The sequence below is a fragment of the Marinomonas sp. HM11-D genome, from assembly GCF_057626615.1.
This window is the reverse complement of sequence record NZ_JBMMKT010000022.1, coordinates 16,639-27,275: the sequence shown is the minus strand read 5'-3', so window position 1 is coordinate 27,275 and position 10,637 is coordinate 16,639. Positions and strand designations below refer to the sequence as shown.

Below are 10,637 nucleotides of genomic sequence, written 5' to 3'. Positions count from 1 at the left end.
CCCTTTAGTGATGGTTAGTACTCATAGGGGTCAGACCCTTATGAGATCGAATATACATATAAAATAATTAGGAAAAGGGTCTGACCCCTTTTAGTGTAGAAAAGGGATCTGACCCCTTTTTTAAAGATCGAGAGAGTGAGCAGTGAGTTTAGAAGATAAGCGCGTTTTGTTATTTGATTTGGATGGCACCTTGGTCGACAGTGCTCCAGATCTAGCCGAAGCGGTCAACCAAACCCTAGTACATCTAGGCCGTGAGCCTTTTCCTGAAGCCACCGTACGCAACTGGGTCGGCAATGGCGCTTTGCCTTTGATTTCACGTGGTCTAAGTGGGGCTAAGGAGATTGATCCGACTTTGCCCCAAGAACTGGTCGATCAAGCCTTAGCGGCTTTCTTAGACTTCTACGCACACAATGTCTGTGACAAGTCGGTGTTGTACCCAGAGGTGAAAGAGACGCTACTTGAGCTGAAACAACGAGGCTATCGTTTAGCGATCATTACCAATAAACCAGAGAAGTTTATTGAGCCGATGCTGGAAGGCTTGGGTTTAAGTGGCGTGTTTGAGTTTTGCCTAGGTGGCGATTCGCTACCAGAGCGCAAACCGAATCCGCTACCACTGTTTACCGCCTGTGCCATGATGAACGCTGAGATGGCTGACTGCGTTATGATCGGCGATTCAAAGAACGATATTTTGGCGGCGAAAGCGGCCAAGATGGACAGCATCGGTGTCAGCTACGGCTACAACTACGATGAAGATCTGGGTATCTATGAGCCCGATTTCTTATTCGATCATTTCAATGAGCTACTCAGCGTTTTAGAAGATCTGAAAACGCCAGCGTAACGCTTAAAAGCAGAAATTCTCTAATAAAGAGAAAAGGGGTCTGACCCTTTAGCCCTCAGTCTAAAAAGTGACTGAGTAGCTATTTAGGGTCAGACCCCTGAGAGTGACTTAGTCCTGAAACACGCGTGCTAACGCATCTGGGTAATGGCGCTCTCGAGCGAGTTGTTCTGCTCTTTCTGTCACTTCTTTATGCTGGCATTGTTGCGTCACAGGGAAGTAATGCTCGGTCAAATAGCGCTGCGCCAGTTCCGAGGTCACCACACCAGATTCCACTAGATCCTTAAGAATGGCATCGGCAGTCGCCAGTGCCGACGAGGCTTTGACGATCTCAGCCCGAGCGTAACCGCTGTGATGGAAAGACACGTCCGCAGCGCGTAAATCCGGATCTTCCCCAGGAATTTGCTGAGCACCAAACAAAGGTTTGGAGGCGGTTTTTGCACTGCTAAAGTTTGGAATAAACTGAGCAATATGCGTGATATTGCCTTCGGTGCGCTCGTGTACAATCTGCTCCGGCCACTCACCATCAATCTTTTGTAAGAAGTGCGGCGCCAGTTTTGGCTGCGAGCTTTGTTCACAGCTGGCGACTAGGCCTCCTTGGAAGAGGGTGATGGCTTGGGTCATACCATGCAATTGGAAATAACCACCAGGGTAAGGCGTTAGCTGCGCCATGCCTTGTGGCGTACCGCGCTCGCCGTGGAATACCACTTCGGGCCACAAACCGTTACATTCTGGCCAATAGGTGACAAACGAGGCTTTGAATTCCACCATACGCTGGCGTTTGGCTTCGATCATATCGTCCAGTTCGCCGCTCTTAAAACCGCAGGCATTGACAACATAATCGTATTCGCAGACCTGAATATCGGCATCGTTGCTGGACGAAGTGGGACGTGTAGACACTAACCAACCTGAACCCTTCGGACTATGGCGGATGTCAATTACACTGGTATTGGTTTGAAGATGGCAGCTTGGCAAACGGGCAATGGCCAAATCGGCAATCGCCGCCCAGCGAAACGCGGACAAACCGTATTCTTGCACCATCACTAGCGGGAATTTTAACGTATCGAGATCTGTCTGCTTAGCAAAGGCCACCAGCCAGTCTTCGTCACAGTTAGCCTGTTTAGGTAGTTCTCGTTGCGCGATGGCGTCTAGTTCTACGCGTTCATACAAGCGATAGTAATCTTCCGGCTTGCCCAAGACTTGATTACGGGCATCTTGATCCACCAGTGACTGGTAAAGGTCGCGTAATTTATTTAAACGCGGTAATAAATCCAATGGCTCGCAACGATCTGTGGTCGGTACTGCGAGTAGGGTTGGACGAATATTAATGCTCTGTGGATACACCTTTACCGTGTCGATCGACTGCTTTAATAGCGTTAAGCATTGCTCATCGGAGATTTCTCGGTACAAGTTGCCACCCGCGTGCAGGTGACAAAATGGCGGTCCATTAACCAGACTTGGGCCGCGTTCAATCAGGGTCGTGTCGATGCCAAGTTCGGCAAGTCGTAACGCGATGGTTGAGCCTGCTGCCCCCGCACCCACTACAGCCACAGTTTTCGCTGGCGTAGTTTGTGCGGTTTCACCTGTATGTGTTTGAGTCATTAACGTCGCTCATTCAGTAAAAGGTTGAAAGTTTGGCCGCTATTCTACGTGGCTCACGGGCCTATTTGTAGTAACAAACGTGCAGTTAAGGGAGACTTTTCCAGCGCAGCTGAAAATGGCACTAATGTGATTAAATATCCAGGCCTCAGCTGCATTAGCTCAGTTGGAAGGGGTTAATATCTTACAGATAAGAATATCTTATATTATTGTCTGTTTAAAAATTGAACAATTGTGATTGCTATTCTAAGGTTACTTCTTAAACCCAACAGCAAGGAGGGACCAAGGAATGACAGCTGAACAACATTTATCCGGATACGGTGTAACCATGGATGAGGCCTACAACTTCATCATTTCTAATCTTAATGACTTATCTACCATCCTCAATGTCTGTCAGACGTATGGGGTTACTACTGATATGATTGGCGAGGTTTTAACGGCTGGCGGCCTGTTAGTTGATGGGCAGCTCGTGGCGAATCACTTTGCAAGTAATGGATTGGATGCGTCAGTTTTGGGAGGTACCGTAGCTACAGTTGATGTGGTCACGCCCGTATTGTCTTCGTTGGCAAGTTTACTAGCGGGGCAAACACTTTATACTGGCATTTGGGGGACTCCTGAAACCCTTGAGTCTTGGACATTTAACGCGGATGCTACTGAATATGTGATGAGAGAGCTTTATGGTGCTGACTCGCTATCAGTGGATACATTTCAAGTTACTGTGACCGATTCCTCAATTGCAGCGTTTGCTGGTGACGAAAGTGACTCAATTCTACAGTTAAATGAAATAACTGATACCTACATCAGCTTTGCATTTAATGGAGAAGGTTTTCCTCAGGATGATACGCGAGTCTATTTTGACCAAGCTGAAGCTGAGCAATATTTTAGTCTCACAAGCGATTGGTTAGCTGGAAATACTTTATACGTGGCTTGGTCAGATGAATCTGATGTGTGGAGTGTAGATGAACTAATCTATTTTGAAGATGGGAGTCTAACCGTTAATAATCTGCTTACTTTGGAGTCAGTGGAAACTGTTTACGGCGTTACATCAGATGGCCGTATCTATACTGCTGGGAATCCTGATGAAGGTAATGAGATTACCCTAGCTGGCGATTCGTACTTTGTAACAGACTTTATGGTGGGTACAGAAGCGGATGGCGCAGAGTGGTTTTTCTATGACCGTCAAGATGCTCTAGATTTCGCATCGGGCATATTACTAATCTAACCAAAACCTTTAATGGGAATACATCAGACCGTCTTACAAAATGTCACCAAGCTAAGCTGCCCATTTTTTAGTTATGGGCAGCTTACTTCAACTCATTTATTTACCAAAAACCTAATATTTTCCACCAGAGTCCACCGACAATACCCCAAACCGCCAGGTTAACGATGCTCATAATAAAGCCCATTAGCCACCAGTTTTCCATGGAAACATAGCCTGAGCCAAAGATAATTGGCGAGGTGCCAGTGGCGTAATGGGTGAGTGACATCATCAAAGAGGACGCTCCTGCTAGCAATAAACCTAGGTATAAAGGCGGCGCACCAAGGGCTAAACCGGCGGCATAGAAGGCGGCAAACATAGCGGTAATATGCGCTGTGGTGCTGGCAAAGAAATAATGGGCGTAGAAGTAAATCGCTACCAAGATGATTACCGACAGTGGCCAGTCAAAACCAAACTGGGCGATATTGTTTTCCATCACCGAAGAGAACCAATTAACCAAGCCAAGTTTGTTTAAGAAGGTCGCCATCATCACCAAAGCTGAGAACCAGGTCACCGTATCCCAAGCGCTTTTTTCTTTTAGTACATCGTCCCAGCTGAGCACGCCAGTGACCAATAAAACCGACAGGCCTAAGAAGGCTACGGCGGTGGTATTCACGGCAAAATCAGGCCCTAGCAGCATGGCCGGAATGCCAGCCCAAAGCAGCAATAGCAAGGCGAATACGAACACCATGATCTTTTCGCCGTAGCTCATCGGCCCCATCTCTGCGAGCTTGGATTGAGCAAAAACTTTCGCGTCTGGCGTATTTTTAATTTCCGGTGGGTAAATCAGATACACCACTAATGGCACCAAAGCGATACAGACAAGGCCTGGCAATAAGGCAGCCAAGGCCCACATGCCCCAAGTGATGCTGATCTCAGCTCCCGTGGCATCAGCAATAAACTGCACCACCAGCGGGTTGGGGGCGGTGGCGGTAATAAACATGGCCGAGGTGATCGGATTGATATGGTAGTTCACCAGCGCAAGATAATGACCGATTTTACGTGAGGTGCCATCTTCAGGGTTAGAGCCAAAGCTGCTGGCGATGGATCTCATAATTGGGTGAATGACACCGCCGCCGCGGGCGGTATTACTTGGCGTCACAGGCGCAATGATCAACTCAGAGATCGAGAGGGCGTAGCCAATGCCCACGGTTTTCTTGCCAAACAGCGAGATAAAGTAATAGCCGACACGATTGCCAAGACCGGTTTTCGATAGACCGCGGGAAATAATAATAGCGATACCGATCAGCCAAATCAGCGAATTGGAAAAACCACTTAGGGCATCCTTAATCGCACCGCTAGGGGAGTCATTGGTGACGCCGGTTAGGGCGACCAAGGTGATGGCTAAAATCGCAATCGCCCCGATGGGCATGACCTTACCAATGATCGCGGCAATGGTGCCGACAAACAACGCCAACAAATGCCAAGCATTGGCTGACACACCTTCTGGTACGGGTACCACAAACCAAATCACTAAGGTTAATGCCACTGATATCAAACCAGGGACTATCTTTACTCCACCCGCTTTCATGCTCGCTCCTTGGATGTTAGATCCTGATATTGGAATAACAATGGCTAATAGGATAACGAGCTAGACGGTTGGGAAATCTGACATTTGTCAGAGGAGGCTTTGCCAAGATTCGCTTTGTCTCAGTTTTGCTGAGATTTTGATAATTCTTGCGCAATTAACATGGCTTGCCGGCTTTCCAAAGTGTTGGGCGCAATATGATTGGGCTCGTATGTCACAGAAATTATCTCAAACTGTCATGCCAATTTTATTTCATTTTATGCAATAGTTTCTTCTAAAATAGCCTATTTATTACTCAATTAGCTGGCGCTAAAGTAGCCGTATTCCAACTCACTTAAGAAGGATTTTTACCATGTCTGCTTTAAAACGAATCTTTGCACCAGCACTACTTGTTACCGCGATGGCGGCGGCCATGCCTGCCTTGGCGATTGATGAAGCCCCATCAACGGTTGATGCGGTTTACAAAGCTCAGTCCAACACTGTGGCGCTTCAGCCGGGTGAAAAAGTAGCGGATTTGTTTACCCTGAACATGAACACAGACTACGTTCTACAGCGTCTGACAGAGAACACTTACTGGTACGAGTCTGGCTTCTACGCGACCACCTTCTACGTCGGTGAAAAGGGCGTGTTGCTGTTTGACCCACTGGAAATGCGTGCGGAAAAAATCCTCAAAGCGATCCGCTCAGTAACGGATAAGCCAATCAATACGATTGTCTACTCGCACGATCACGCGGACCATACGTCTGGTACAGCACAGCTGCTAGAGCTATTAAAAGCAAGCCAGAAAAAAGCGCCTGAGATTATTGCGTCCAAAGCAACAGCAGAAAAAATGGAGCTTTTGGGCAGCAAGATTCCACGTCCAACGAAAGTATTGAAATGGCCGGAAGACTCGTTCAAATTTGAAAAGCAAACCATCGAACTTCATGGCTTTGCTCATGCGGCGCACACGGATGACCACTCTGCTTGGTTGATGAAAGAAGAGCGCGTATTGCACGCACCAGATTTGTTGAACTCTGATCAACCACCATTCTGGAACTTTGCCGGCTCTGAGCGTTTCACTTACCTAGTGCAAAACTTGAAAACTGCCAACGCGATGGATTGGGATTACTTTAACGGTGGTCACGGTAACGTGGGTTCACACGATGATTTTGAGTTCCACTTACAGTTTATTGCCGATCTAGAAGCAGCAGTCGGTAAAGCCATGGGCCAAGTGCCATTTGGTTTTGGCGTAGAAATGGACAAGATCAACGCTCACACTGTGATGCTACCAGCTTGGTTTGATGAAATCGCGCGCATTGCTACCGAAGAGCTACGCCCTAAATACGGTAAGTTCTACGGTTATGAAACAGCAACACCTACCAATGCGCAAATGATCGCTGAGTACCTATACAGCTACCGTTAATCTCTAGCGCTACACAAGGTTGTATAAAAGCGGCTTGCTCACATTTGAGCAAGCCGCTTTTTTTTTGTGATCTATCAAGGTTTCATTGTTAAGCGTTCCTAGTCATCACTCTTTTTCCACAAGTTTGAGCAGATCCGCTATTATTCGGGCTATTGAACTTCTTGATGATCAGGCAATTTGAATTGAGCACTTTAGCAAACCAATCTTCTTACTGGGTTATGTGTCCAGACTGCCAAGGCCGTGGCAAACGTAGCCGCCGCTTGCGTAAAAAAGTCCGTATCGAATACCAAAAGGCTCTGGAAGCCTTTGCAAAAGACGACAATATTATCCAAGAACCTCCACGTCCAAGAGGCCATTTAGAATCCTGTGCGAAATGTGCTGGGCAAGGTGTACTTCTCTCTAGCGAGCCTCAGCCTATTGATAGTGAACGCTTACCTCATGTGGCGATCATTGGCGCTGGCATTGGCGGCATGGCACTGGCGGTAGCCTGCAAACATCGTGGCATTCCCTTTACCTTGTTTGAGCGTGATACTGGCTTTGATGCCCGCTCCCAAGGTTATGGTTTGACTTTACAGCAAGCCAGCCGCGCGATTTCCGGATTGGGCATTACCGACTTGGACGATGGCGTGGTGTCGACACGTCATTTGGTGCATACCACTGAGGGTAAGGTGGTGGCCGAGTGGGGCATGCGTCGTTGGCTGGAAGGCAAACCCTGTGCCACGCCTAAGCGCTCTAATATTCATATTGCCCGTCAGTCATTACGTTGGCAGATGATGCAGCAACTGGGCGGTGCCGGCCAAGTAAAGTGGAATCATCAGCTATTGGGCTTTGACCAAAACGTTGACGGCAAGGTACAGCTAACACTCAGTGCTAATGGTCAAGAAAAACAGATTGAAGCGGATTTGATTGTCGGTGCCGATGGCATTCGCAGTGTGGTGCGTAAACAGATCATTGGCGATGACAAGACACCGCTACGCTCCTTGGATTGTATGGTGATCTTAGGGATCTGTCCCTTATCTGCGTTAAACGGTCTTGAATCGGACCTGTTAGATGCCGCGACCGTGTTTCAAACCGCCAATGGCAATGATCGTATCTATATGATGCCGTATAAAGTCGATTCGATTATGTGGCAATTAAGTTTCCGTATGGACGATGCCGAGGCGCGAGCCTTAAGTGAGCAAGGCTCTGAAGCACTCAAAGCCGAAGCTTGCCGCCGTTTACCTTGGCATACACCGATCCCTGAAATTCTTGCGGCGACGCCCGCGGAGCTGGTGTCTGGCTACCCTGTGTACGATCGTGAGTTATTAACACCTGAGCATTTTGCCAATGCTCCGAGAGCCACCTTGATTGGCGATGCGGCGCACCCGATGACGCCGTTTAAAGGTCAGGGCGCAAACCAAGCCATTTTGGATGCCTTATCGCTCGCCCGTGAGATTACCAACGGTTGCTGGTCGGCGGAAGTATGGCGTGAAGCCGGTATTCGCCAGTCAGTGCTTACCCCTTATGAAGCCGAAATGCTTGAGCGCAGCGCGGTAAAAGTAGAAGGCTCGGCCGCAGCAGCGGAGTTTTTACACTCGGATATTGTATTGGAACCGGTCGATCAACCGCGTCGTTTGAAAAGCTAGCGATTAGAGTCAACACCGAGATGGATTGGCAGGATTGGCTTTCGTCGTTAACACTTAAGCTTTAGTTGAGGGTTAACGATGGGGGCAGCATGTATCATGAGGTGTTAAATTTTTGGTTTGTGGAAAGCAAACCGGAGCAGTGGTGGCAAAAAGATACAGCCTTTGATGAAACGATCAAGCGTCGCTTTTTAACGTTACATCAGCAGGCTAAGGCTGGTGAGCTGTATGACTGGCGCGCCACGGCCGAAGGCAGTTTGGCGGAAATCATCGTACTCGATCAGTTCTCGCGCAATCTTTACCGTGACCAGCCGGAATCCTTTGCCTGCGATCCGCTGGCACTGGCCTTGTCGCAATTCGCCATCAATAAAGGCTTTGATCAAGCGCTTGAGCCGATTCAGCGTAGCTTTCTCTACATGCCGTTTATGCACAGTGAATCCAAGCTTATTCACGAGTCGGCAATCATGCTGTTCGAGGCCTTAGGCAATGCGAATAACCTAGACTTCGAACGTCAGCATAAAGCCATTATTGATCGCTTTGGCCGCTACCCTCATCGCAATGAGATTTTAGGGCGCGAGTCGACTGCTGAGGAATTGCTGTTTTTACAGCAGCCGAATTCGAGCTTTTAAGCGGACTTATTCTTCGTCATCAAAAATCGGTGTCGGCTTTTTGTTCTCATCGATGGCGACAAAGTTAAACGCACCAGTGATGGCTTTTTCGCGCTTGTCGCTGTAAAGCTCTTCTAAAAAGATGTCCACTTCAACTTTGAGGGAGGTGCGACCGACCTTGACCACACGTGCTACCAGCTCCACTAAAATGCCGGATGGAATCGGGCGTTTGAAATCCACCTGCTCGGTTGAGATCGTAACTACTTGCTTACGGGCAAAGCGGGTGGCAGCAATGTAGGCCACTTCGTCCATCCATTTTAACGCTTCACCACCAAATAAGGTGTCATAATGGTTAGTGGTGCTGGGGAACACCATTTTAGCCACGCGTGTTTCAGAAATTTCCTCGCGTTTTTGAATTAGAAGAGTATTCATCATGACGTTACTGCTCTCTCGAAAGTCGATTGTGTTACTGCTAATGGGCATGTTGCTGATGGGTTGCGATGGCCAATTTGCTCCACAGACTTTGTTTGAGTCGTACCTAAAGGACTTGAACCGATCAGAACATATTCAAATCGAGATGGATTCGGATGTGTCAATGGGGCCGTTACCGGCCTTAAGATCGCGGCAAATGGAGCTGAGTCAATTTGATGTTGGCTTATTAGAATTTTTGTCGCTGCAACGATGTGATGTCGGCGCCGTGGCCGGACAGCGTAATAGTATACTGGGGCGGGTGATGGCGACAAGCCAACGCTTTGTTTACGAACTGGAGATTATTCGCGCGATCCGAAGTTGTGAGATCGAAGACACCGACCTGCGCACCAAGCTAAACGAAGTGGCAAACGTGAAAGCCAGTGAATTACCGATCGCCTTCTCTAATATGCTCTGGGCGGGGGAGGAGACGGGCACCTTATTTAGTCTGGCCAATGGCTATATTCCCGTCTCTCCTGAAGCGTCCCAGTATCAATCCCTAATTAATGCCTTGCAGCATCTTGAGCGGGTTAGTTTGCATTTACAGGACATCCCCTATCTTCGCAGTGCTGACATTGAAGCGGATATGCAAGCCATTTACGAAAGTGAGTATCTTGGTAAGCTGCTCTACAGCATGGTGCATATTCGTCATTATTTAGACGTCACAACTCAGGCGCTAGAACCTTTGAGCCGCAATCAGTCGATCTGCGGCGCACCGCTGAACTTCTTAAAGCAACAGTTCGAGACCCATTACATCAAAATTCTACAACCCTATATGGCGCGTATTAATCGGGTGGCCTACCAAGTGTTGCCCATGCTGCAAACCCTAGTGCAGCAAAGTCCTATTCAAACCCCTGAATGGCGGGCATTTATCGGGCAATTTGATTTACAAGACAGTCAAAGTGCTTGGCAACAATATTTAAGGGCATCGCGGGAGCATGGTAGAGCTTGGAGTCGGATTTTTGCCGTGTGTGGTGAAACGGTAGGGAATGCTTAGGCGTGGGTAGAGATGAGATTATCCACCGCAGCGACGGCATCGTAAGCGGCGATATTGCCTTGTGCCAACGGTTCTTGGCTAAGGGCTTTCAGTAGCGCTAGGTTAGCCGTGGGGTTAGCACCAATGCCACCGGAAAACTGAATCGGTCGAGTGACCGCATGGGGTTCGTGTACGCTCAAGGTATCTTCGGCGTTACGCAGACTTGGCCCTGGTTGCGTAAAGAGACTCATGAACAGCGCAAAGTTGGCGTTGCCGGATACTCGGCCGCCCGCTTTCACCTCATGGGTTAACTGTGTTTCTAAGACGTCTCTAATATTCAT

Annotated in this window: 10 protein-coding genes; 6 read left to right on the top strand and 4 right to left on the bottom strand. The window is 48.3% G+C overall.

All coding sequences use genetic code 11. From position 1 onward, the window contains the following. Window positions 1-142: 142 nt before the first annotated feature. Window positions 143-838: a phosphoglycolate phosphatase gene (locus ACOSVP_RS18055; protein ID WP_487348874.1), complete on the top strand. Its 696-nt coding sequence runs from the start codon at window positions 143-145 to the stop codon at window positions 836-838. 108 nt (window positions 839-946) lie between these two features. Here the strand turns inward: ACOSVP_RS18055 and ACOSVP_RS18050 are convergent, their stop codons facing one another. Next, window positions 947-2,437 carry an FAD-dependent oxidoreductase gene (locus ACOSVP_RS18050; protein ID WP_487348873.1) on the bottom strand — a complete coding sequence of 497 codons (1,491 nt, stop codon included), beginning with the start codon at window positions 2,435-2,437 and terminating at the stop codon, window positions 947-949. A gap of 286 nt (window positions 2,438-2,723) precedes the next feature. Between ACOSVP_RS18050 and ACOSVP_RS18045 the strand changes: the two genes are divergently transcribed. Next, on the top strand, window positions 2,724-3,656 hold the full coding sequence (locus tag ACOSVP_RS18045; RefSeq protein ID WP_487348872.1) for a hypothetical protein: 933 nt from the start codon (window positions 2,724-2,726) through the stop codon (window positions 3,654-3,656). A gap of 100 nt (window positions 3,657-3,756) precedes the next feature. Here ACOSVP_RS18045 and ACOSVP_RS18040 read toward each other — a convergent pair whose 3' ends face one another. Then, on the bottom strand, window positions 3,757-5,223 hold the full coding sequence (locus tag ACOSVP_RS18040; protein ID WP_487348871.1) for a DASS family sodium-coupled anion symporter: 1,467 nt from the start codon (window positions 5,221-5,223) through the stop codon (window positions 3,757-3,759). Window positions 5,224-5,572: 349 nt separating this feature from the next. Between ACOSVP_RS18040 and ACOSVP_RS18035 the strand changes: the two genes are divergently transcribed. The 3 genes from ACOSVP_RS18035 (at window position 5,573) to ACOSVP_RS18025 (ending at window position 8,873) form a co-directional block, all read left to right on the top strand. Next, window positions 5,573-6,622 carry an MBL fold metallo-hydrolase gene (locus ACOSVP_RS18035; RefSeq protein WP_487348870.1) on the top strand — a complete coding sequence of 350 codons (1,050 nt, stop codon included), beginning with the start codon at window positions 5,573-5,575 and terminating at the stop codon, window positions 6,620-6,622. Window positions 6,623-6,804: 182 nt separating this feature from the next. Further along, complete coding sequence (locus ACOSVP_RS18030; RefSeq protein WP_487348869.1) at window positions 6,805-8,247, top strand: FAD-dependent oxidoreductase; 1,443 nt, start codon at window positions 6,805-6,807, stop codon at window positions 8,245-8,247. An 89-nt stretch (window positions 8,248-8,336) separates the two neighbouring features. After that, complete coding sequence (locus tag ACOSVP_RS18025) at window positions 8,337-8,873, top strand: DUF924 family protein (protein WP_487348868.1); 537 nt, start codon at window positions 8,337-8,339, stop codon at window positions 8,871-8,873. Window positions 8,874-8,879: 6 nt separating this feature from the next. Here the strand turns inward: ACOSVP_RS18025 and ACOSVP_RS18020 are convergent, their stop codons facing one another. Then, window positions 8,880-9,287 carry an acyl-CoA thioesterase gene (locus ACOSVP_RS18020; protein ID WP_487348867.1) on the bottom strand — a complete coding sequence of 136 codons (408 nt, stop codon included), beginning with the start codon at window positions 9,285-9,287 and terminating at the stop codon, window positions 8,880-8,882. Between ACOSVP_RS18020 and ACOSVP_RS18015 the strand changes: the two genes are divergently transcribed. Further along, entirely contained in the window at window positions 9,286-10,317 is a 1,032-nt protein-coding gene (locus tag ACOSVP_RS18015) for a DUF3080 family protein (RefSeq protein WP_487348866.1), read from the top strand. The two genes, ACOSVP_RS18020 and ACOSVP_RS18015, sit on opposite strands and share 2 nt — an antisense overlap. On the opposite strand, the gene ACOSVP_RS18010 is transcribed toward ACOSVP_RS18015, so the two are convergent. Continuing rightward, a complete protein-coding gene (locus ACOSVP_RS18010) occupies window positions 10,314-10,637 on the bottom strand; it encodes a hypothetical protein (RefSeq protein WP_487348865.1) in 324 nt (107 codons plus the stop codon). The two genes, ACOSVP_RS18015 and ACOSVP_RS18010, sit on opposite strands and share 4 nt — an antisense overlap.

Excerpts from the sequence above, each read along its gene's own strand:
- ACOSVP_RS18015 (WP_487348866.1), top strand. The coding sequence starts at position 9,286 with ATGACGTTACTGCTCTCTCGAAAGTCGATTGTGTTACTGCTAATGGGC.
- ACOSVP_RS18020 (WP_487348867.1), bottom strand. The coding sequence starts at position 9,287 with ATGATGAATACTCTTCTAATTCAAAAACGCGAGGAAATTTCTGAAACA.
- ACOSVP_RS18010 (WP_487348865.1), bottom strand. The coding sequence starts at position 10,637 with ATGAATATTAGAGACGTCTTAGAAACACAGTTAACCCATGAGGTGAAA.
- ACOSVP_RS18035 (WP_487348870.1), top strand. The coding sequence starts at position 5,573 with ATGTCTGCTTTAAAACGAATCTTTGCACCAGCACTACTTGTTACCGCG.
- ACOSVP_RS18040 (WP_487348871.1), bottom strand. The coding sequence starts at position 5,223 with ATGAAAGCGGGTGGAGTAAAGATAGTCCCTGGTTTGATATCAGTGGCA.
- ACOSVP_RS18045 (WP_487348872.1), top strand. The coding sequence starts at position 2,724 with ATGACAGCTGAACAACATTTATCCGGATACGGTGTAACCATGGATGAG.
- ACOSVP_RS18025 (WP_487348868.1), top strand. The coding sequence starts at position 8,337 with ATGTATCATGAGGTGTTAAATTTTTGGTTTGTGGAAAGCAAACCGGAG.
- ACOSVP_RS18050 (WP_487348873.1), bottom strand. The coding sequence starts at position 2,437 with ATGACTCAAACACATACAGGTGAAACCGCACAAACTACGCCAGCGAAA.